Raw genomic sequence first — 21060 nt, 5'->3', positions numbered from 1 at the left:
CAATGGGGGCCTATAACGCCCTCCATATTCACAAGGCGGTGCAGATGCCAGACAAACTGTTTTATCCCGTAATGGCCGCCGTGGCGCTGATCATGATCGCGCTTAGTCTGGTGTGGCCGCAAGGGATCGGATCACGCTCACCCGCACCGTTTGGCAAGGCCGTCGAACTGCCCGACGTGGTGCGTATGGAACGCGACCGCGCCACCCGCGAAGCGAACAAGCAGGCTGAGACCGCGCGCCTTGCCGCTGAAAAAGCCGCTTTGAAAGCTACCGAAGCCCAAACCGCGGCCGATCCCGCCGCCGCTCAATAATTTCCGAGATCTTATGTCCGATAGCCTGTACGCCGCCCGCAATGTTCTGAAAATCGAAGCCGATGCCCTGATGCAGATGGCCACCGCTCTGGAGCACGGCCCGCTGGCCGATAATTTTGAGCGGGCCATCGACACCCTGTTTGACCACAAAGGCCGCGTTATATTGACCGGTGTCGGTAAATCCGGCCATGTGGGTAAGAAAATTGCCGCCACCTTTGCGTCGACCGGCACCTCGGCGTTTTTTGTCCACGCGACTGAGGCCAGCCACGGCGACCTTGGCATGGTTGGGCCTGATGATGTCATCATGGCCCTGTCGAAATCGGGAGAAACCAAGGAACTGGCCGATGTCATCGCCTATTCCAAGCGCTTTGGCATTACCCTGATCGGCATCACCGCCCGTGCGGACAGCGCCCTGGGCAAGGCCGCTGATATTCCGCTCATTTTCCCCAATGCCCCCGAAGCGTTTGACGGCGTCGATGCCCCAACGACCTCAACCACCCTGCAAATCGCGCTGGGGGATTGTCTGGCGGTAGCGTTGATGAAAAAGCGCGGCTTTACGGCGCAGGATTTTGGCACCTATCACCCAGGCGGCAAGCTGGGGGCGGCGCTGAAAAACGTGTCCGATCTTATGCATGGTATCGATGAAGTGCCGCTGGTCGCGCAATCCGCCCCCATGCCTGTGGCGCTGATCACCATGACAGAAAAGCGTTTCGGCGCGGTCGGTGTGGTGGACGGCGATGGCCGCCTGATCGGAGTCGTCACCGATGGCGATCTACGTCGTCATATGAACGGCCTGATGGACAAGACTGCCATTGAGGTTATGACCGCAAAACCGCTGACCGTATCGCCGTCCATGCTGGCCGCCGAAGCGCTCAAGATCATGAACGAAAAGCGCATCACCGTGCTGTTTGTAACCGACAACGAAATCCCGGTCGGTATATTGCATGTCCATGATGTGCTGCGGGCCGGCGTTGTATAAACACGCGCTCATTTTCGGCTATGGCTTTATCGGCGCGGCCTTTGCCGAGGCTTTACGGGCTGACGGCTATGGGATTTCAGCCACCGCCCGCACGGCTAATAAACGCGCCGAATTGACGACGCAGGGCATCATGGCGATTGATCCTGCCGATCCCGCAGCGCTTAAAATCGCAGCGGATCAGGCCACGGTCATACTGCTGACCGCCGCCCCAAATGACGAGGGTTGCCCCGCCTTCACCGCCCTTAGCCCCATTTTGGTTTCGGCAGCGGCGCCTCGCCGCCGCTGGATTGGATATTTGTCGACGACGGGGGTTTACGGTGATCGCAGCGGCGGCTGGGTGTTTGAAGATACCGCGCTCAACCCCATTTCCCGCGAAGGCCAGCGCCGAGCGGATGCGGAACAACAGTGGCTGGGACTTGGGCAACAAACCGGCGATTGCGTTACCGTGTTTCGCTTGCCCGGACTCTATGGCCCTGGCCGCAATGTGCTGGAACGCCTCAAGGATGGCACGGCACGGCGCATTCATAAGCCGGGTCAGGTGTTCAGCCGTCTTTATGACAGCGATTGCGCCACCGCCCTGATGGCCAGTGTCCGCCGCCCGCGTCCCGGCGGCATCTATAATCTGTGTGATGATGAACCCGCCCCCGCCGATGACGTGCTAATCTACGCCGCCCGCACCTATGGGTTTGACATGCCGCCAGAAATCGCCTTCGATGATCCGAACCTGTCGGGCGGCATGAAGCGGTTTTATGCCGAAAACAAACGCGTTTCCAACGCTTTGGCTAAGGCCGAATTGGGCTGGCGACCGCAATATCCGACATACAAAGACGGACTAGCTGCTATCTATGCGTCAATAAGTTCCTGAACCATTGCGGTCAGAAGTTTAAGATCCTCTGGCCCCGACAGGCGGTGATCACCGTCCTTGATCAGGGTCAGGCGCACATCACCGCTAGAGATATGTTCGGCCAGTTTCACGCCGTGCGACCACGGCACGACATCGTCTTTCATGCCGTGCAGGATACGCACCGGCCCGTCGAAGGTCAGCGGCGCGCCGAATACCAGATGATCTTTGGCCTCATCGAAAAAGGCCTGCGACATCGTCACACCCTGATCATAGCCGGTCATGACAAAGGCCCCGGAAACCGTCAGCGCGTGGCGTTCTTCCGGGTTTAAGTTCGGCAACATCAGCGCGTGCGTAAAATCCGGTGCAGGCGCGATAAATCCCGCACCCTTGATCCGTTCAGGCCGATCCTTGATCAGCAGGGTCGTCATCCACCCGCCCATGCTGGAGCCCACGACCACCAGCGGCCCTTTGGTGAGGTTATCAACCACCTCAAGCACATCTTGGCGCCACAGGCCGATGCGGGCCGCGTTCCAGTCTCCGCCAGTTGCGCCATGACCGAAATAGTCAAAGCGCACAAACCCGAACCCTGCGCGAACCGCCATATCCGCCAACACTTGCGCCTTCGTGCCGGTCATGTCGGATTTGAACCCGCCCAACCACAGCACGGTCGGGCCAGCGCCCGTGATTTGGCGATAGGCGATATCGTGGCCGCTCTGCGTTCGCCAAACGCGCACTTCATCTTGATTATCATCAGGCTTCATGGTCATAAGGTCGCCATATCAGACTTAATACCCTTCCTGAAAGATCAAAATGGCGGATACGCCGGACAACTCCTTCCCCCACTGCGTGCTACAGGTCGTGCCCAACCTCGACACCGGCGGGGTCGAGCAGACAACGCTCGACATGGCCGAAGCCATCGTCAAGGCCGGTGGTCGGGCGATCGTCGCCTCAAAAGGCGGGCGCATGGAAGGCCGTCTTAAGGCCGCTGGGGCCGTCCTTATCCCTTTGCCGGTGCATTCCAAAAACCCGCTGAAACAGCTTAAAAATTATTTCCGCCTGAAGAAAATCATCCGCGCCTTTAAGGTCGATATCGTCCACGTCCGCTCACGCGCGCCAGCACTTGCCGCCATCAACGCCGCCAAAGCCTGCAAGGTCAAAAGCCTCACCACCTATCACGGCATCTATAAGGCCAAGGGCAAGCTGAAACGCTGGTACAATTCGTGGATGGTGCGCGCCGATGTGACCATTGCCAATTCCGAATTTACCCGCCGCCATATCCTCAGCCATTACCGTATAGGTCCTGATAAGGTCATAACCGTCCCGCGTGGGGTCGATATTCAGCGCTTTGACCCTGCCCGCGTCACAGGAGAACAGGTCGAAAGCTTACGCAAAGCCTGGGATCTGCGTGCGGACGATACCCGCCCTCTGTTTGTGCTGGCCGGGCGGTTGACGCGCTGGAAAGGCCATGAGCTGATCCTGGAAGCCCTGCACCGCCTGAGACAGCGCGGCCTCACGGATGTGCGCGTCGTATTTGCGGGTGATTCCCAAGGGCGCGTTGACTATGAGCGCCACCTTAAGGGTCTAATTGATACCTATAGCCTGAACGATCAGGTCTATATGGTTGGCCACTGCGCCGATATGCCCGCCGCCTTTACGCTGTGTGACTTTGCGCTGGCCCCTTCCGTAGAGCCCGAAGCGTTCGGGCGCACGGCGGTTGAGCCGCAGGCTATGGCCAAGCCCGTTCTGGCCGCCGATCATGGCGCGACCTCTGAGACCGTGATTGACGGAGAAACCGGCTGGCTGATTGCGCCCGGTGATGCTGACATATGGGCAAACGCCATCGAGCGCGTCCTGAATATGCCGGAAACCGAGCGGGCCGCTATGGGCGCCAAAGGCATGGCGCATGTCCGGGCTCAGTTCACTTTAGAGGCCATGTGTGCGGCAACCCTTGACATCTATCGCCGTCTGCTGTCTTGAAACTCTTCAGCTGACTGCCCACATGTCACTCAAGGGCTTAATATCCGAAAATTAACCGATTGCGCCTATTTTCCGGCGGCAGGGGATTGATCGGCAGCCCTACTATAGTCCATAATCGCGCGCGTGACGCGACCCTTAAAATTTCGCGCAAACCGTATAAACAATATCAGGAGACTTAACTATTCGTCGCCCCATTCAAACACCGCCCACTAAGGACGGCCCCCGTATCAATCAGGACATCAAGGTTCCGCGCGTTCTGTTGATCGACCACAATGGCGAAAAACAAGGCATCATGCCGACCTCCGCAGCCATCGAAGCTGCCGAAGAAGCCGGTCTTGATCTTGTCGAAGTGTCTCCGACTGCTGATCCCCCCGTTTGCAAAATTCTCGACTACGGCAAGTTCCGCTTCCAGGAGCAGAAGAAAAAGGCCGAAGCCCGTAAGAAGCAAAAGGTTGTCGAAATCAAGGAAATCAAGCTGCGCCCCAATATCGATATTCACGATTATGAGGTAAAAGCCAAAGCCATGACCCGCTTCTTTGATGAAGGCGATAAGGTCAAGGTCACGTTGCGTTTCCGCGGCCGTGAAATGGCCCACCCGGAACTGGGCATGAAATTGCTGCAAAAGGTGAAGGCCGATTTTGAGGCTACCACCAAGGTCGAATACGAGCCCCGTATGGAAGGCCGTCAGATGATCATGATTTTGGCGCCGAAATAGACCTCATCGATAAAGTTTTTGGCTAAAGCCAAAATACTTTTCGATGTTTGCGGGTTTGAAAAAATTATCTCGAAGCGGTTCTTCGATAATTTTTGCATTACTTTTCAGATGCCTCAGACTTACAGTTTGAGGCATTTGTTTTAGGGGCTGTCATGTCTAAGCTGCTGGTGTTTGATCGTAATACGCTGCCGGAACCGGAAGTGGGCGGGCCTTTGCCTGAGCGGATAGTCACGTGTGATCCGAAACATCTGACGTGGAATCTGGAAACCTCGGAAGATGAGACGGTGTTCAGCGGGTACTGGCAATCAACGCCGGGATCGTGGCGCATCGCTTACGACGAATGGGAGTTTTGCACTATCCTTGAAGGCGTCTCCGTCCTGCACGAAGACGGCGGGGCATCGGTGGCACTCACCCCCGGATCGCAGTTCGTTATCCGCCCCGGCTTTACCGGCATCTGGGAAGTGGTCGAGACAACGCTGAAATCGTATGTTATCCGCCTTTGAGCCCTCTAAAAAGTCTTTAGTTTAGATGAGATATTAAATGCGTCAGACTTAATAGACTGGGGAATTTGTTTCAGATGGCGCCATGTTAAGCGGCTGATGTTGACCGGAATGCCCTGCTAGGTAGAGGCGACGGCTTGTCAGTGTATGTTTTAAGGTATTATGATTTTACCTTATGGGGGAGACTTATGATCCGATTTTTCTTGTTGAGCAATCTTGTGCTGGCGCTTTCGATAGGTCTGTCGATAGTGCATTCTGTGCAGGCCAACGAGGTGGAACCGGCAGAGCGCCTAAAGCTTAAACTGGCGGAAACCGTAAGTTTTGTTGAAAGCGCGCTGGTCGAGCCCATGCCTGACTTAGAAGAGCGGGCACGGAAAGGCTATGCTCGCGATAAACTTATGTATGGACTGGCGTTGAAAGCTGGACGAATGGGGCCCGGACAGGAAAAAAACGCCAAAAAATGGATCAGGAAAGCCACCAATTCTTTTGAACGCCCTTCATACTCTCAATCACCGTCAAACGTAAGCGGACCCTCATCAAAACCCGCACGTTATTTGGAAGATAAAAAGTATAGTCGTGGAGCAGGATTTCAATCCTTCACCACCTCCGGGAGAGACCCTCAAACCTATACGGGCTATTCTTATCGGACCTCCTCCTCTATGAGCCCGGACACCATTCTGATAACGGAGGCCTGTGTAGCGGCGCTTTTAATAGCGCCAGATCCGGAGGCGAATGTTTTCGCATGTGGTGGAGAAAGTGAATATCAGCGTCTTTTGGCGCTTATGCCAAAGTAAAGCACGGGCATATTGCATTAACCAAAATGCAAGGCTCCGGATCACAGGTCATCATCCGCATCTAATCACCGGCCTGAAAATCGTGAGATTTGAGTCATATAATAGCTGGCAAGCGCCGCAGGTACATTTAGGTACCTGCCAGCGCAGACTGCGTATTAGATGGCCAAATACCGCGATTTTCACTCCCAGAACTCGGCGTTTTCCGGTATCCTATTAAAGGCGACTTTGGCCCCCACAAAACCATGCACCTTGGTGCGCGGACCGATAGTGACCGCGTCCTTGCCGTAACGCTGATTAAGCCCATCCAGCGCCTTTAGCACCCGCATATGACGGGCATCCTCGGCCACTTCCGGCGTCCAGCCAAACAGGTCAGGCGGCAGATCAGCCGGGATGACGCGCGTGCAGGTGATCGACACCTTCTTCACGCGCGGGCTGTTCAGCTTAGCGGCACAGTGCCGCCACAGACCGTCCATGACTTCGATCATCCGAAAGCTGTCGGCGGTGACATCGAAATGGGCCTCGGCCTGAGCGCGGCCATCGCCCCGGTCGGCGCGGATCGACAGGTGTAAGCCCCCGCATTTATAGCCCATCCGCCGCAGCCGCGACCCGCACTTGGCCACCAGCCGCCGGGCCACGCCGCGCGCCGCCTCAATCGGACGCAGATCAGAGGCCAGCACATGGGAATGGCTGATCGAACCCCGGATGGTATCCACCTCCGCCGGGTCGATGCCGTGCAGGCTGTACCAAAAATTATCGCCGCCGATCCCGCCCCAGATCTGACGCAGACGCGGCGCAGGCAAGGCGTACAATTCCGCCACGGTGAACACGCCCGCCTTGTTCAGCCGCAGGTTCATCGATGCCCCGACACCCGGCAGATCATTGAGCTTCAGATCCAGCAACTTCCCCGGCAGGTCGTCCTGACGCAGTACCGTCAACCCCAGGGGCTTGACGATATCCGCCGCCGTCTTGGCCAGCATCCGCGACGGCGCAATCCCGATAGACGACCGCAGACATTCGCCGATATTGGCCATGATATTTTGCTGAATCCGATAGCCCAGAGCGCGCGCTGCCGCCTCATGACGTTGCCCCATCGTCAACCGGCAGGCCACCTCGTCAATCGAGCAGACCTTTTCGATCGGCAGGGTGCGATCAACCTCTTCCAATATCCGGTTATGTACCTGAACATAGCGATCCGGCCGCGCCTCACGTATCTGAATCGCCGGACACAGCGCCCGCGCCTCCTTGACGCTGGTGCCGGTTTTAATCCCCAGCGCCTTGGCCTCATAGCTGGCGGCAATGGCTGAGGTGTAATCGGATTTAACCGGCACCACGATCATCGGACGGTTACGCAGGCGCACGTCGTCCTGCTGCTCGACACTGGCGAAATAGGAGTTCATGTCGAGATATAACCAGTTGAGATTACTCAAGTTTATGTCGTCTTCGGGGCTGACTGCGGGCATGTTCTTGCACCTTTCGGTTAAGAACATAACAAGAACATGTAAATTGTGTCAAGTCATGACTGGTCATATGCCGCGTCACGGCGTACATAACGCCTCCATCAAATGCCCTCGCACCTGCGGTCAAATTGTCAATAGTCCGCGCCCCATACTGCAAAGTGGCCCTATGTCGAACCCTGTACCCCAGCCCGAAAAACCGGAAACGCGTTTGGTTTCCGATACGGGCGCATCCTCGCCGCCCCCTCCGCCTCACGCGCCCAAACCGCCTTTTTTCAAAGGTATAAGGGACGGATTGCGCGATAATGGCGCGCTGGTGGCGCTGTTTTCAGTGGTGTTCGTCAATATGGTAGGCTTCGGCATCGTCATGCCGCTGTTGCCATTCTTTGCCGAGCATCTCAACGCCGGGCCGTTTCAGGTCGCCCTGATGTTTTCGGCCTATAGTCTGGGGCAGTTTTTTGCCGAGCCTTTGTGGGGCTGGCTGTCCGATCGGCTGGGGCGTAAACCGGTGCTGCTGGTCACCACCGCCTCCAATGTCCTGTTCTATGTAGCCTTGGCTCTGTGCGGCAATATCTGGCTGGCGATCTTCATCCGGTTTTTAAGCGGTCTGGGATCGGGTAATATCTCGACGATTCAGGGCTATATTTCCGATATGTCCGAACCCCATCAGCGGGCGTCACGCATGAGCCTGCTGGGGGCCGCGTTCTCGCTCGGCTTCATCATTGGCCCGTTTATCGGCGGGGTTCTGGCGCGCGATGCCGGTAATTCCGGTGATGAGGTCTACGCCCTGCCGCTTTATGCCGCCGCGGTTATGGCCGGCCTTGCCGCCCTCGGTGTCATTTTGTTCGTCAAGGAAAGCCGCCCCAAGAGCCACGCCCAGCCGCCTGATTTCTTAGGGGCGTTCAGCGAAGCCCGCGCCAATCCGGTCATCAGCCGCGTGATCATCGCCACCCTTTGTTATATGGGCGCCTTTGCGGGGTTGGAGTCGATCTTCGCTCTGTGGGCCAAGCACCGCTACAACTGGGGCCCGCAGGATATCGGCATGATCTTTTTGTGCATCGGCATCACCGCCGCCCTGATGCAGGTGGTGCTGACGCGGCGGCTGGTCCGGCTCTATGGTGAGGCCAAGGTCATGGCGGGCGGGCTTGCGGTGTTTGGGGCCAGCTTTATCCTTCAGGGGGCCAACCAGTGGGCCATACTGATTGCCCCGATCGTCATGTTCGGCACGGTCGGGCAAGCGGTTGTCTTTTCCAACATCTCGGCCCTGATCTCAAAGGCCGCGCCGCCCGACCGGCAAGGGGCGATGCTGGGGTTCAATATGTCGATGGGTGCGGTCGCCCGTATCATCGGGCCTATACTCGCCGGGTTCCTGTTCAGCCGGTTCGGGCCGGACGCCCCGATCCTGTTTGGCGCGGTTCTGTGCCTGCCCGCCGCGTGGATGGCGCTTCAGGTTGATAAGGCGGCACAAAAGATGGGTATCAGGTAGAAGACTCTGCTTGCCATCAAAGTCCTTATCCTGTAATGACCCGCCTTCCCAAGTTCGCCGGGCCCATGACATGCCTTGGCGGATAAATCTTCTATCCAGAGGACAGCGCTAATCCCGCTGTATATGAAATGTCAAAACTGAAGACGAAATCGGGCGCCAAGAAGCGTTTCCGTTTCACGGCCTCGGGCAAGGTAAAGGCCGGCGTTGCCGGTAAACGCCACCGTTTGATCTCGCACAATGGCAAGTACATTCGCCAGAACCGCGGTACGCAGGTGATGTCGGATGCCGACACCATCAAGATCAAATCCTACATGCCCTACGCCTAAGGAGAACCTGAAACATGGCTCGCGTTAAAAGAGGCGTAACTTCACACGCCAAGCACAAAAAAGTTCTGGCCCAGGCTAAGGGTTTTTCCGGCCGCCGCAAGAATACCATCCGCACCGCTAAGGCCGCCGTCGATAAGGCCGGTCAATATGCGTACCGCGACCGTCGCAACAAGAAGCGCAACTTCCGCGCTCTGTGGATTCAGCGCATCAACGCCGCTGCACGGATCGAAGGCTACACCTATTCGCAGTTCATCCACGGCCTGACCGTAGCTGAGATCGAAATCGACCGTAAGGTTCTGTCGGACATCGCGATGCACGACGCTGATGGCTTCAAGGCCATTGCCGATAAGGTTCGCGCCGCTCTGCAAGCAGCCTAATTGATCTGAAAAGATTGAGATTAAACCCCGTCACCCGCAGGTGGCGGGGTTTTTTCATGCCAGTTGTGTGCGGCCCCGCTTTCCTTTTGGCCATGTCTGTGGTTGATTAACCATATGGGGACGGCGGGGGAGTTTTCGTGACCAGCGAAGTATTACTGATGAATCTTGAGGCCGTCGTACTGGGGGCCGACAGCGCGGTCACCATTTCCGACGGCGAGGCTTACCGCGTCTCACAATCCGGCGTCGAAAAGATCTTTGTCATCGATGACAGCGGGCCGATAGCGGCCATGATCTATGGCGGCGGAGACTTCGGCGGTCTGCCGTGGAAGACAGTTTTCGGTCAGTTTAAACTTCAGCACAAACCCGATATCGGTTCGGTCAAGGCCTATGCCAAGGCGATGATTGCGGGTCTGTCCGACATATCGGGACTGGGTCTGACGCCCCATGCCAACGCCGAACAGCAGAGTTTTTCCGCCTATATTCGTGGCTTTCTGCTCGATTACGCGGCGGGTATGGTCAAGCTGGGCTGGGAGTTTGCCCGACCTGTAAACGCTGATATCGCCACACGGGCCTTGAGTGCTTTGCGTGAGGATATTCTGTTTGAAGCGGTCGATCCGATCACGGCCACGGACCACAGCGGCAAGACCCGCGATCCCCTGCCCCGCCGCCGGATCGAGGCCGGACAAGCCCTGACCGACTATATCTATGCCCATATCGGCACGACCTTAAGCGAGGAAATGGGCCGCATTTTTGAGGGGGCTCAGTATCCGGAATCGCTGGTGCGTGACGTGTTGAAACTGGCGGCGGAATCCCTGCTGCTGGAGTGGCTGCCGGAACATACCTATGGCTATACGACCGGGCTGGTGATCGCCGGTTTCGGGGCCGCAGATGCCCTGCCCGCTATGGTGTCGATGGAGTTTATCGGTGCGTTCGGCGGCACGCTCAAATACCGCATATTGCGCAGCGACAGCCCCAGTGCCGCCTCAGAACCTGTCATTGTTGAAACCTATGCTCAGGATGATCTGACGCGCGCCTTCCTGACCGGAGCCATGCCGGAATATGAGCACCACGCCCTGCACGCCACCGAAGATATCCTGCTGGCGGTCATCAAGGAAATCGGCGGTAGTATCGGCCAGTCAAATCGCAAACTGTCCGATGAGTTGGTGAAAACCTTGCGCCCGATCGCCCAAATGGCCCCGCACGCCGGTCTGCATGTGGCGCGCATGGAACGCTGGCACCGGGTCAGTTCCAAGCTGGGGCCGTTGCTGGATTCAGCCAATGCCGGTATCTTAGCCGACTATGCGCAAAAGTTCATGGAACTGCCGGTGATTGAGCACGAACTGATGAGGGAGTCGAGCGTGGCGAGGCCGATCTCGATCCTCAGCATGGAACGCGGCCGCTATCAGACCTATCGCGACGGAGCCAAGACATGAACCTGAATGCCATCATGAAATCCGCCCAAAAGCTAACGGCCACGCGCAAGATCCTACGTGAACTGATGCGCGAGAGCGGCCCTCATGAAGCGGTGCGCCTTATGCCCGCCAAGCGCCGATTCCGGGACATGTTTGCCAAAAAAACCTCACCCTTTGCCCTGAAATCCGGGCAGGTTGAAGTGTGGCTGGACGATATCCGTCAGCATCACCCATCGTTCTTCGATGAGGCCCCCGTGACCAAAGCCGATACGGATAAAAAATCCGCGCTCAAGCAGCGAAGCGTTAGCGCATAAATAAAGAGTCACATGCGGCCTGAACTGTAACAAATATGACAAACGGCGCGGTTATGGCTTGGAGCCTGTCCAAGGATGACCGCCATGCCCCACAATCGTCGCACCCTGCTTAAGGCCGCCGCAGGCTTCGCTGCCTTTCCGGCTATCGCCCGCGCCCTTGATATTCCGGCGAAAGTGCGTACCGGCACTATAAAGGATGTCGAGCACATCGTCATTTTGATGCAGGAAAACCGCTCATTCGACCACTATTTCGGGGCGATGAACGGGGTGCAGGGCTTTGGCGATCGCTTCCCCATCCCCGTGGCGCATGACCGCACGGTTTTCGCACAGCCACGCGAAGAGGATAAGACGCGTCTGATTGCGCCCTTTGCGCTCAATACCGCCAGGGATTTCCGCCTGATGCGGGTGGAAGGCACCCCCCACAGCTTTAAGGATGCGCAAGCTGCCTGGGATCAGGGCCGCATGGATAACTGGCCTGCCGCCAAGCACAACCATTCGCTCGGCTATTTCACGCGCGCCGATATGCCGTTTCAGTATGCGCTGGCCGATGCCTTTACGCTGTGTGATGCCTATTTCTGCGCTATGCATTCAGGTACTAATCCCAACCGGGTGTTCCACTGGACGGGTAAAAATGTCGGCCCGAATGGACCGGTTATCGACAACGGCTATGACGACATCAAAGCCGACCCCAAGAGCCACGGCGGCTATGACTGGACGACCTATCCTGAGCGTCTGAGTGCCGCGGACGTATCCTGGCAGGTCTATCAGGACATGAAGGACAACTTCACCGACAATCCCCTTGTTGGTTTCAAGACCTATCGGGCGGCGGATAAGGCCACCGGTGGCAAGCTGGCCGAACTGGCCAACAGATCCGTGCGCACACGCGATCTCGATAAGCTCAAAGAGGATGTGCTGGCGGGCAAACTGCCGCAGGTGTCATGGATCGTCGGCACGGCTGAGGGGTCTGAGCATCCGTCGACGTCGAGCCCCGCCCAAGGCGCCGACTATACCGCCAAGGTGCTTGATGCCCTCACCGCCAATCCTGAAGTCTGGGCAAAGACCGTTTTCCTGATCAATTTCGATGAAAATGACGGCTATTTCGACCATGTGCCGCCGCCCGCTCCGCCGTCGCTGGATGCCACGGGTGCGCCGCTTGGCTTTGCCGAAGGGGCGGATGCGGAATATCATCAGGGCGACGATAAATATCGTAACCGCCCTTACGGCCTTGGCCCGCGTGTGCCGATGTATGTGATTTCGCCCTGGTCAAAGGGCGGCTATGTCGCCTCGGAAGTGTTCGACCACACCTCGGTCATCCGCTTTATCGAGGCCCGTTTTGGAGTACATGAACCCAATATTTCGCCTTGGCGTCGGGCCGTGTGCGGCGATCTGACCTCGTGTTTCGATTTCAAGACGCCCAATGATCAGCCGTTTTTTGCCGGCATGCCCCAAACCACTGAACTGGCTGACCGCGCTCGAAAACTTGGCGGCGAGACCAAACCCCAGGCGCCGGACGCCCTGATCGCGCCGGTTCAGGAAAAAGGCCCACGTCTACGCCGGGCGACGCCCTACGCTTTGGGGTGCGGGATCAGCAACGGCCAGATCGTTTTAACCAATAATAGTCACGCAGGGGCAGCCGTCTTTCATGTCTATGACATGGATAATCTGGCCGCCATTCCGCGCCGCTTTACGGTCAGCGCCGGTAAGGCCATCGCCATGCCGCTGAAAGATACCGTAAATCTCTGGATATCAGGCCCGAATGGCTTTTATCGTCGGATCTTTGGCCAGGCCGCCTTTACCGGCGAGTGGGGGTCCAAGGGGCTGGAACTACGTAACCTGACCAAAGCCCCGCTGACCGTTATCATCCGCGACGAAGCTTACAATGCGCCCGCCCAGACTATCGCCCTGACGCCGCAGGAGACGCGCATCGTCACGATCGATCTGACCATAAGCCATAACTGGTACGACCTGAGCCTGACTTCGGATGCGAACACCTTGCGCCTAAGCGGTCATATCGAAGACGGCAAACCGTCAATGTCAAACCCCGCCGCGTTCGGTCCGGCTGTGCTGGATCAGGCCTGAGCGGACGCAAGGATCACTTTTTGCTTTCATGAGGACAGTGTTTCGCCTAAACAACCGGCCTGCAAAGGCTTTGAGTTGATCCGATCATGAGCGATTATTCCGCGTTACAAACCGAAATAGAGGCTGAAATTGCCGCAGCCAGCGACCTTACAGCCCTTGATGCCGTGCGGGTATCGGCTCTGGGTAAGACCGGCCGCATCTCTGGTCTGTTGAAGACGCTCGGTGCCCTGCCGCCCGAAGAGCGCAAAGCCACGGGGGCCGCCATCAATGCTGTGCGCGATCAGGTTCAGGCTGCACTCGATGCTCGCAAAGACGTGCTTGAGGCCGAACACCTGACCAAGCGGCTGGAGAGCGAGCGCGTTGATCTCAGCCTGCCGTCCGCCCCGCGCGCCAAAGGCGGCGTCCATCCGACCATGCAGGTCATGGATGAGATGATCGCCATCTTTGCCGACATGGGCTTTGAAGTCGCTGAAGGGCCGGATATCGAAGACGATTTCCATAACTTCACCGCGCTCAATTTCCCGGAAAAACATCCGGCGCGTGAAATGCACGACACTTTCTTTTTCAATCCCGGCGCTGACGGGACGCGCAAACTGCTGCGCACCCACACTTCGCCGGTGCAGATCCGCACCATGATTTCCGGCAAGCCGCCGTTTCGCCTGATCGTGCCGGGGCGCGTGTTCCGCAACGATTCCGATCAGACCCACACCCCGATGTTCCATCAGATCGAAGGTCTGGTGATCGATAAAACCATCCACATGGGCCACCTGAAATGGGTGTTCGACACCTTTATCGCGCGCTTTTTTGAGACCGATAAGGTCATCACCCAGTTTCGCCCGCACCACTTCCCGTTCACCGAACCCTCGGCGGAAATGGATGTGCGCTACACCCGCAACGGCAATGAGCTGAAAATCGGGGACGGCGATAAGTGGATGGAAATTTTGGGCTCCGGCATGGTGCATCCGAATGTGCTGACCGCCTGCGGGATCGACCCCAATGAGTATCAGGGCTTTGCCTTTGGCATGGGCGTTGATCGTCTGGCTATGCTCAAATACGGCGTGCCAGATCTGCGCGATATGTTCGCCGCCGATACCCGCTGGCTGAACCACTATGGCTTTAGCGGGTTTAGTGCGCCGAACTCGGCAAGCGGTCTGTCGTAATGATTGAGCGCGTTGTCGTGTATGTAGAGCTTCTAGATGAAGGGACACCTGTGTGGCGTCCATCTTCAGCCATAAAAGTCGACGGCAACGTGTTCGTTCTGACCAACGAAAATCACGATCCAAATACTGAACAATGGTCTGTACTCCCCGGTTCCTTGATAACTATTGAACAACAGCAGATCACTGATGGCTCCCTTGGAGTCGCAACTAAATACGACGAGTTCGCTCAATGAAATTTTCGCTCTCCTGGCTCAAAGATCACCTCGACACCGACGCCGATATTCATGCGGTGGCCAACGCCATGACCATGGCCGGCCTTGAGGTCGAAGACATTCACGATCCGGCAAAGCTGCTTAAGCCCTTTACCGTCGCCAAGGTCATCTCCGCCGCCCAGCACCCGAACGCCGACCGTTTGCAGGTCTTGCAGGTCGATACGGTCGATGGCCGCAAAGAAATCGTCTGCGGCGCGCCCAATGCGCGGGCTGGTCTGACCACCATCTATGCGCCCATCGGGGCTTACGTTCCGGGCCTTGATGTCACCCTGGTCGAAAAGCCGGTGCGCGGTGTGGTCTCGAACGGTATGATGTGTTCGGCGTCCGAACTGCAACTTTCCGATGAGAGCGACGGCATTTTGGAGCTGTCCGACGATCTGGCCGTCGGCACACCGGCAGCTGTCGTGTTTGGTGCCGAGCCCGTCATCGATTTTGAAGTCACGCCTAACCGCCCCGACTGGCTGGGGGTGCATGGTATTGCCCGCGATCTGGCCGCCGCCGGTTTGGGCGCGTTCAAGGACAAAGCCATAGAGCCGGTCAAGGGCACCTTCCCGTCGCCCATTTCGGTTAAGGTCGATGGCGACGCCTGCCCCTATTTTTCCGGTCGCGTCATCAGAGGCGTCACAAACGGCCCCTCGCCCAAGTGGTTGCAGGATAAGCTGACCTCGATTGGTTTGAAACCCATTTCAACTCTGGTCGATATCACCAACTACCTGTCGTTTGACCGCGCCCGCCCGCTGCATGTCTATGATGTGAAAAAGCTGTCCGGCAACGTGATTGAGGCAGTCGTTGGCAAAGATTGGCGAATCCTTTGGCATTACAACGGCATTCCTATAACAGGATCGCCACCAGCAAGACTTTTTGATGCCCTTGATGGTAGCAAGTATATCCTTACGCCAGATATGTGCGTTATCGCTGACACTGAAAACGGCAAGCTTCGCCCCATCGGCATCGGCGGCATTATGGGGGGGATGAGTACCGGCGTATCCGACGACACCACCGATGTCTTCCTAGAATGCGCCTGGTTCGATCCGATCCGCACCGCCCAGACCGGCCGCGACACCAAGATCACGTCCGATGCCCTTTATCGGTTCGCGCGCGGCGTTGACCCGGAATCGGTCGTGCCGGGGCTGGAACTGGCCACCCGCCTGATCCTTGACCTGTGCGGCGGTGAAGCCTCCGACATTGTCGTCGAAGGCGCACCCCCGGCCCGCCGCGCCGATGTGACCTTCGATCCGGCATATGTCGGTCAACTGACCGGCCTTGAGGTGCCATACGAACAGATAGAAACCATCCTGACCGCGCTTGGGTTTGGCGTCACCAAAGGTACACCGTGGACGGTATCCGTGCCGTCCTTCCGCCGCGATGTGGACGGCAAGGCCGATCTGGTCGAAGAAGTCGCACGCATCTATGGCTTCAACAAAATCCCATCGACGCCTTTGCCAACGGTCGCGCCGAAAAACGGCGGCGTGCTGACGCCACAACAAGCCCGCGCCCGCACGGCCCGCCGCGCTCTGGCCGCGTTTGGCTATTCGGAGGCTGTGACATGGTCATTTATGCGTCAGGATTGGGCCAAACTGTTTGGTGGCGGCGACGACACACTGGTGCTGGCCAACCCGATTGCGTCAGAACTGAACTGTATGCGCCCCAGCGTCCTGCCCAACCTGCTGGAAGCAGCCGGGCGCAATGCGGCCAAGGGCTTTGCCGGCGCGCAATTGTTCGAGATCGGGCCGGTCTATTTCGGTGATGAGCCAAACGACCAGAAAACCGTCATCTCCGCCATCAAGGCCCCCGCCAAAACCCGGCATTGGTCTGCGGTGGGCGAAGACGCTTTGTTCGCGCTCAAATCCGACCTGATACGCCTGCTGGAAGAAATCAATGTGCCAGTAGCCTCCCTGCAACTGGTTCAAGGGTCAAACACAGCCCATTGGCATCCGGGCCGTTCAGCCCGTCTGCAACTGGGCCCAAAGCAGGTGCTGGCCGAATTTGGCGAACTGCACCCCAGCGTGCTGAAAACCCTCGATCTTGACGGGGCCTATGTCGGTTTTGAGATCAGGCTTGACCTGCTGCCGCAGCCAAAAGCCAAGTCGGGCAAATCGAAGGGGGCTTTGACCATCTCGAACCTCATGCCGCTAACCCGCGACTTCGCGTTTGTGGCTGAGGATGCTCTGGTCGCCGGTGATCTGGTGCGCGCCATTAAGGGTGCGGATAAGGCGCTGATTTCCGACGCTCAGGTGTTTGATATCTATACAGGTGCAGGCGTGGCTGAGGGTCACAAATCCGTGGCGGTCGAGGTGACCCTGACCCCGCAGGATAAGACCCTGACCGACGCGGATATCGAAGCCGTCTCGCAAAAGATCATCGCCGCAGCCCAAAAAGCTGGGGCGACGCTCAGGTCATAGCCTGTTTATAAGGACGGCATTGGGAATGTAGGCTTAACGGCAACCATATATCCCATATGTTGAAAATCCTTAACCTTTGCATGCCAGCCTCCTAAGCCTATGTGCAAACATATGGGGCGCGGGGCAAATGGACAGGTCGGAAACAACATTCCCTGAGAATGACAGCTTGGGTGCGGGCGATCCCGCACCGGCTGAGATGTCGCCGGATATACACCCAGCGGCGGTTGCCATCGCTTCGGCCTCCCTGCTCTTGTCGGCCTGCGGCGGCGGTGGAGGCGGTGGGTCTTCAGGTGGTTCCGGTGGCGGCGTCAGCCCCCCACCGCCCCCGGTCGCGCAAGTCACCGCCTCTCAGGCCGCACGGTTCCTGCTGCAAGCGCAGTTTTCAGCCTCAGAATCCGATGTCACCAATGTTCAATCCTTGGGCATTTCCGGCTGGCTCGATGCCCGCATGGCTGAGGCGCCGGGGCCAACGGGCGTGGCCTGGCTCGATTCCCGCGGCCACAATGCGATTACGTCTGAGCAGACCTACTTCAATCCGGTGTTTGGCGACTGGATGATCTGGAATCAGGTGCTGACCAGCCCGGATCAGCTCCGCAAACGCATCGCTCTGGCCCTGTCCGAGCATTTTGTGGTGTCGCTCAATCCCATTGACGGCTTTTATCCGCCCTATTGTATCGCCGCCTACTGGGACATGCTGGCCAAAAACGCCTTTGGCAATTTCCGCACCCTGCTGGAGGACGTGACCTTAAGCGTGGCCATGGGCATCTATCTCAACACGCTCGGCAACGAAAAAGAAAACGCTCAAGGTCGCCAGCCGGATGAGAACTATGCCCGTGAAGTGATGCAACTTTTCACCCTTGGCCTCTATCAGCTCAATAATGACGGCTCGATCAAGACCGATCTCCTTACCGGTGCAAAGTTAGAGACCTACACCCAATCCGATGTCACCAATCTGGCGCGGGTGTTTACCGGCTATGATCGCGATCTGACCGGCGTGACGACCACGCCTAATCCCGCAGGTTTAGGCTACCCAATCCCGAATACCCGCTATGTCACCAACCCAATGAAGCTGACGGCCAGCAAACATTCGATGCTGGCGGTTAATTTTCTGGGCACCAGTATCCCCGCCAATACCGAAGGCACAGCCGCATTAAAAACCGCACTTGATGCCCTGTTCAACCACCCCAATGTCGGGCCGTTCTTTGCGCGTGCCATGATCCAGCGGCTGGTGACCTCAAACCCAAGTGCCGCCTATATCAACCGCGTGGCGTCCGCCTTTAACAATAACGGCTCCGGCGTGCGCGGCGACTTTAAGGCGTTCTGGAAGGCCCTGTTCACCGATCCGGAAGCGCTGACCGTGCCGACCGCCGACACCGCGGGTAAGCTGCGCGAGCCCATGATCCGCTTTGTGCAATTGCTGCGCACGGCCGGTTTTGCGTCCTGGAGCGGTAAGTATGAGATTTACGACCTGACCAATCCTGATTTCGGTCTGGGCCAAAGCCCGCTGCGCTCAGGATCGGTGTTCAACTTCTTCCGTCCCGGCTACGTGCCCCCCAATACCACTCTGGCCGACCGCAATGCCGTGGCGCCGGAGTTTCAGTTGGTCAATGAAAGCTCGATCGCCAGCTATATCAACTTCACCCTGCATGTCATGAAGAACGGTTATGCCGACATCGACCTGACCTATACCCGGCCCCTGACGATGGTGGCCGACACGACGGCGCTGGTGAACTGGCTGAACCTTTACATGACCGGCGACCAACTTTCGCCCGCCACGGTCAGCCTGATCAAAACCGCGCTGGACTCCGTGCCGGTCAGCGCCACCTCGACCGATGCCCAAAAGATCGACCGCATGTGGTCGGCCTTCCTGCTGGTGATCGCCAGCCCTGAATATCTGATCCAGAAGTGAGGCCTTAAGATGCACATCGACCGCACCAAAGATCTCACTCGCCGCGCCTTGTTTAGCCGTGCCGCTGCCCTTGGCGGGATGGGGGTCGCCGCCCCTCTGGCCATGAATCTCGCCAGTTTTGGCGAAGCCGCCGCTTTTAATGCCACCGACTATAAGGCCATTGTCTGCATATTTTTGTATGGCGGCAACGACCATGCCCATACGGTTGTGCCCTATGATGCCACCAACCATGCGCTCTATAGCAACATCCGCGGCAGCATTGCCTATAGCCGCAATGACCTCGCCGCCACAGCCCTGACTCCGACGGGGCAGACACTGCCGCACGGCCTGCAATATGCCCTGTCGCCGTCCCTGTCGGGCCTGAAAGCCCTGTTCGATCAGGGCCGTCTCGGCGTGCAGCTTAATGTCGGCCCGCTGATTACGCCGCTAACCGCAGCGCAATATGAGCACCCCAACCGCACACTCTACCCCTTGCCGCCCAAGCTTTTTTCGCACAATGATCAGCAGTCGGTGTGGCAAGCGCTGGGCTCCGAAGGGGCGACCGTCGGCTGGGGCGGACTGATGGGCGATCTGGCGTTATCGTCGAACGGTCTGTCGACCATGACCTGTATTTCTGCCGCCGGTAACGCCGTCTTCCTGTCGGGGCAAAACGCGCTGCAATATCAGGTCGGCTCTAATGGCGCTGTCTCAATCGACGCCCTGCGCTATATTGCCACCGGTAATGATAATGTTCAGGACGCGCTCTATACCCTGCTGACCCAGAGCCGCACCCATCTGATGGAAGAAGAATATGCCAAGGTCGTCCGCCGCAGCATCGACCTTCAGGGCACCGTCAACAACGCTATCGCGCCTATCAATCTGACTACCAATTTCGATCCGAACGGCCAAAATAATTCGCTGGCCAATCAGCTTAAAATCATCGCCCGTATGATCGGCGCGCGCAATACGCTGGGCACTAAGCGCCAGATCTATTTCGCGTCGCTCGGCGGGTTTGATACCCATGACGGCCTGATGGAAGATCACCCTGGCCTGATGGCACGGCTGGATGAAGCCATGCTGGCCTTTTATCAGGCTACCCTTGAACTAGGTGTGGCCAATCAGGTCACCACCTTTACCGCCTCCGATTTTGGCAGGACGCTGGCCTCCAACGGCGACGGCACCGACCACGGCTGGGGCGGGCACCATTTCATCATGGGCGGCGCGGTGAACGGCAAGAAATTCTATGGCACCGCTCCCACGGTGTCCATAACCGACGATGAGCAGGTGGGTCAGGGCCGACTGTTGCCGACCACGTCGGTCGATCAGTTCGCAGCTACCTTGGCGCGCTGGTTCGGAGTCTCGAACACCGAACTGCCGGGGGTGTTGCCGAACCTCGGCAATTTCGCCACGTCGAATTTGGGCTTTATGGTTTAAACCCTTTTAACCGCACTTTTATCCACAAGCTTAATCTTTTCGGCGCATGGTGGAAGGGTAAAGCCTGCGCATGCGGCGGGGCCTTTTAAGTTCGGGTAGAGTACCATGCTGGCATTAAACACAGCCATCGGCGGGCTGATGAGCGCACAGGCGCGCTTTGACAAAAGTGCCGTCAAAACGGTTCAGGACATCGCTCAGGGTAAGGATGTGGTCAGCGATTTCGTCGACCAGATTCAGGCCCGCACCGCCTTTGAAGCCAATATCAGCGTCATCAAAACCGTCAACGAAGTCACTGGCCGTTTGCTGGATATGAAGGCTTAAGCGCGAAGCGTTAGC

General features: G+C 57.7%; 20 protein-coding genes. 18 read left to right on the top strand and 2 right to left on the bottom strand.

The window, feature by feature from the left end; genetic code table 11:
* Positions 1-44 precede the first annotated feature (44 nt).
* The 3 genes from IE102_RS04205 to IE102_RS04195 are packed head-to-tail and all read left to right on the top strand — an operon-like array spanning position 45 to position 2155.
* Complete coding sequence (locus IE102_RS04205) at positions 45-311, top strand: hypothetical protein (protein WP_189485113.1); 267 nt, start codon at positions 45-47, stop codon at positions 309-311.
* Positions 312-324: 13 nt separating this feature from the next.
* A complete protein-coding gene (locus IE102_RS04200) occupies positions 325-1290 on the top strand; it encodes a KpsF/GutQ family sugar-phosphate isomerase (protein ID WP_189485112.1) in 966 nt (321 codons plus the stop codon).
* Positions 1256-2155: an SDR family oxidoreductase gene (locus IE102_RS04195; protein ID WP_229807554.1), complete on the top strand. Its 900-nt coding sequence runs from the start codon at positions 1256-1258 to the stop codon at positions 2153-2155. The genes IE102_RS04200 and IE102_RS04195 overlap by 35 nt, the downstream gene beginning before the upstream one ends.
* Here IE102_RS04195 and IE102_RS04190 read toward each other — a convergent pair.
* Positions 2134-2895, bottom strand: coding sequence for an alpha/beta hydrolase (locus IE102_RS04190; protein WP_189485993.1), 762 nt, complete (start codon positions 2893-2895; stop codon positions 2134-2136). The genes IE102_RS04195 and IE102_RS04190 overlap by 22 nt on opposite strands.
* A gap of 49 nt (positions 2896-2944) precedes the next feature.
* On the opposite strand from IE102_RS04190, the gene IE102_RS04185 reads away from it, so the two are divergent.
* From IE102_RS04185 to IE102_RS04170, 4 genes are all read left to right on the top strand, one after another.
* The gene (locus IE102_RS04185; RefSeq protein ID WP_189485111.1) at positions 2945-4111 is read left to right on the top strand and encodes a glycosyltransferase family 4 protein; all 1167 of its coding nucleotides are present in this window, start codon (positions 2945-2947) and stop codon (positions 4109-4111) included.
* 193 nt (positions 4112-4304) lie between these two features.
* The gene (gene infC, locus IE102_RS04180; RefSeq protein ID WP_189485992.1) at positions 4305-4826 is read left to right on the top strand and encodes a translation initiation factor IF-3; all 522 of its coding nucleotides are present in this window, start codon (positions 4305-4307) and stop codon (positions 4824-4826) included.
* A 152-nt stretch (positions 4827-4978) separates the two neighbouring features.
* Positions 4979-5329 (top strand): cupin domain-containing protein, encoded by a 351-nt coding sequence (locus tag IE102_RS04175; protein ID WP_189485110.1) that lies wholly within the window; start codon positions 4979-4981, stop codon positions 5327-5329.
* A 185-nt stretch (positions 5330-5514) separates the two neighbouring features.
* Positions 5515-6120: a hypothetical protein gene (locus tag IE102_RS04170; RefSeq protein WP_189485109.1), complete on the top strand. Its 606-nt coding sequence runs from the start codon at positions 5515-5517 to the stop codon at positions 6118-6120.
* Positions 6121-6299: 179 nt separating this feature from the next.
* Here the strand turns inward: IE102_RS04170 and IE102_RS04165 are convergent, their stop codons facing one another.
* Positions 6300-7580 (bottom strand): Y-family DNA polymerase, encoded by a 1281-nt coding sequence (locus tag IE102_RS04165; RefSeq protein ID WP_189485108.1) that lies wholly within the window; start codon positions 7578-7580, stop codon positions 6300-6302.
* Between the two features lie 163 nt (positions 7581-7743).
* Here IE102_RS04165 and IE102_RS04160 point away from each other — a divergent pair, with 163 nt between their 5' ends.
* The 11 genes from IE102_RS04160 (at position 7744) to IE102_RS04110 (ending at position 21045) form a co-directional block, all read left to right on the top strand.
* Complete coding sequence (locus tag IE102_RS04160; protein ID WP_189485107.1) at positions 7744-9060, top strand: MFS transporter; 1317 nt, start codon at positions 7744-7746, stop codon at positions 9058-9060.
* Between the two features lie 128 nt (positions 9061-9188).
* On the top strand, positions 9189-9386 hold the full coding sequence (gene rpmI, locus IE102_RS04155; protein WP_189485106.1) for a 50S ribosomal protein L35: 198 nt from the start codon (positions 9189-9191) through the stop codon (positions 9384-9386).
* A gap of 14 nt (positions 9387-9400) precedes the next feature.
* Positions 9401-9763, top strand: coding sequence for a 50S ribosomal protein L20 (rplT, locus tag IE102_RS04150; protein WP_189485105.1), 363 nt, complete (start codon positions 9401-9403; stop codon positions 9761-9763).
* 137 nt (positions 9764-9900) lie between these two features.
* Positions 9901-11196, top strand: a complete 1296-nt coding sequence (locus IE102_RS04145) for a hypothetical protein (protein ID WP_189485104.1) — start codon at positions 9901-9903, stop codon at positions 11194-11196.
* Complete coding sequence (locus tag IE102_RS04140; protein WP_189485103.1) at positions 11193-11489, top strand: hypothetical protein; 297 nt, start codon at positions 11193-11195, stop codon at positions 11487-11489. The genes IE102_RS04145 and IE102_RS04140 overlap by 4 nt, the downstream gene beginning before the upstream one ends.
* Before the next feature lie 84 nt (positions 11490-11573).
* Positions 11574-13568, top strand: coding sequence for a phosphocholine-specific phospholipase C (locus IE102_RS04135; RefSeq protein WP_189485102.1), 1995 nt, complete (start codon positions 11574-11576; stop codon positions 13566-13568).
* 86 nt (positions 13569-13654) lie between these two features.
* Entirely contained in the window at positions 13655-14728 is a 1074-nt protein-coding gene (gene pheS, locus IE102_RS04130; protein ID WP_189485101.1) for a phenylalanine--tRNA ligase subunit alpha, read from the top strand.
* A 229-nt stretch (positions 14729-14957) separates the two neighbouring features.
* Positions 14958-17402, top strand: coding sequence for a phenylalanine--tRNA ligase subunit beta (pheT, locus tag IE102_RS04125; protein ID WP_189485100.1), 2445 nt, complete (start codon positions 14958-14960; stop codon positions 17400-17402).
* 127 nt (positions 17403-17529) lie between these two features.
* Complete coding sequence (locus IE102_RS04120; protein ID WP_229807552.1) at positions 17530-19311, top strand: DUF1800 domain-containing protein; 1782 nt, start codon at positions 17530-17532, stop codon at positions 19309-19311.
* 9 nt (positions 19312-19320) lie between these two features.
* The gene (locus tag IE102_RS04115; protein ID WP_189485099.1) at positions 19321-20724 is read left to right on the top strand and encodes a DUF1501 domain-containing protein; all 1404 of its coding nucleotides are present in this window, start codon (positions 19321-19323) and stop codon (positions 20722-20724) included.
* Positions 20725-20829: 105 nt separating this feature from the next.
* Positions 20830-21045, top strand: a complete 216-nt coding sequence (locus IE102_RS04110) for a flagellar basal body rod C-terminal domain-containing protein (protein ID WP_189485098.1) — start codon at positions 20830-20832, stop codon at positions 21043-21045.
* The last annotated feature ends 15 nt before the right edge of the window (positions 21046-21060 follow it).

It is taken from the genome of Asticcacaulis endophyticus (genome assembly GCF_014652575.1).
GTDB lineage: Bacteria > Pseudomonadota > Alphaproteobacteria > Caulobacterales > Caulobacteraceae > Asticcacaulis > Asticcacaulis endophyticus.
The sequence above is the reverse complement of the archived record's forward strand: the minus strand, read 5'-3'. Positions and strand labels throughout refer to the sequence as shown.

What these genes read in the sequence shown, in the direction of transcription:
- IE102_RS04200 (WP_189485112.1), top strand. Translation starts at nt 325, where the DNA reads ATGTCCGATAGCCTGTACGCCGCCCGCAATGTTCTGAAAATCGAAGCC.
- IE102_RS04175 (WP_189485110.1), top strand. Translation starts at nt 4,979, where the DNA reads ATGTCTAAGCTGCTGGTGTTTGATCGTAATACGCTGCCGGAACCGGAA.
- rpmI (WP_189485106.1), top strand. Translation starts at nt 9,189, where the DNA reads ATGTCAAAACTGAAGACGAAATCGGGCGCCAAGAAGCGTTTCCGTTTC.
- IE102_RS04165 (WP_189485108.1), bottom strand. Translation starts at nt 7,580, where the DNA reads ATGCCCGCAGTCAGCCCCGAAGACGACATAAACTTGAGTAATCTCAAC.
- IE102_RS04195 (WP_229807554.1), top strand. Translation starts at nt 1,256, where the DNA reads ATGTCCATGATGTGCTGCGGGCCGGCGTTGTATAAACACGCGCTCATT.
- IE102_RS04140 (WP_189485103.1), top strand. Translation starts at nt 11,193, where the DNA reads ATGAACCTGAATGCCATCATGAAATCCGCCCAAAAGCTAACGGCCACG.
- IE102_RS04115 (WP_189485099.1), top strand. Translation starts at nt 19,321, where the DNA reads ATGCACATCGACCGCACCAAAGATCTCACTCGCCGCGCCTTGTTTAGC.
- IE102_RS04135 (WP_189485102.1), top strand. Translation starts at nt 11,574, where the DNA reads ATGCCCCACAATCGTCGCACCCTGCTTAAGGCCGCCGCAGGCTTCGCT.
- pheT (WP_189485100.1), top strand. Translation starts at nt 14,958, where the DNA reads ATGAAATTTTCGCTCTCCTGGCTCAAAGATCACCTCGACACCGACGCC.
- IE102_RS04170 (WP_189485109.1), top strand. Translation starts at nt 5,515, where the DNA reads ATGATCCGATTTTTCTTGTTGAGCAATCTTGTGCTGGCGCTTTCGATA.
- pheS (WP_189485101.1), top strand. Translation starts at nt 13,655, where the DNA reads ATGAGCGATTATTCCGCGTTACAAACCGAAATAGAGGCTGAAATTGCC.
- IE102_RS04160 (WP_189485107.1), top strand. Translation starts at nt 7,744, where the DNA reads ATGTCGAACCCTGTACCCCAGCCCGAAAAACCGGAAACGCGTTTGGTT.
- IE102_RS04190 (WP_189485993.1), bottom strand. Translation starts at nt 2,895, where the DNA reads ATGAAGCCTGATGATAATCAAGATGAAGTGCGCGTTTGGCGAACGCAG.
- IE102_RS04205 (WP_189485113.1), top strand. Translation starts at nt 45, where the DNA reads ATGCCAGACAAACTGTTTTATCCCGTAATGGCCGCCGTGGCGCTGATC.
- IE102_RS04120 (WP_229807552.1), top strand. Translation starts at nt 17,530, where the DNA reads ATGGACAGGTCGGAAACAACATTCCCTGAGAATGACAGCTTGGGTGCG.
- IE102_RS04185 (WP_189485111.1), top strand. Translation starts at nt 2,945, where the DNA reads ATGGCGGATACGCCGGACAACTCCTTCCCCCACTGCGTGCTACAGGTC.
- IE102_RS04110 (WP_189485098.1), top strand. Translation starts at nt 20,830, where the DNA reads ATGCTGGCATTAAACACAGCCATCGGCGGGCTGATGAGCGCACAGGCG.
- rplT (WP_189485105.1), top strand. Translation starts at nt 9,401, where the DNA reads ATGGCTCGCGTTAAAAGAGGCGTAACTTCACACGCCAAGCACAAAAAA.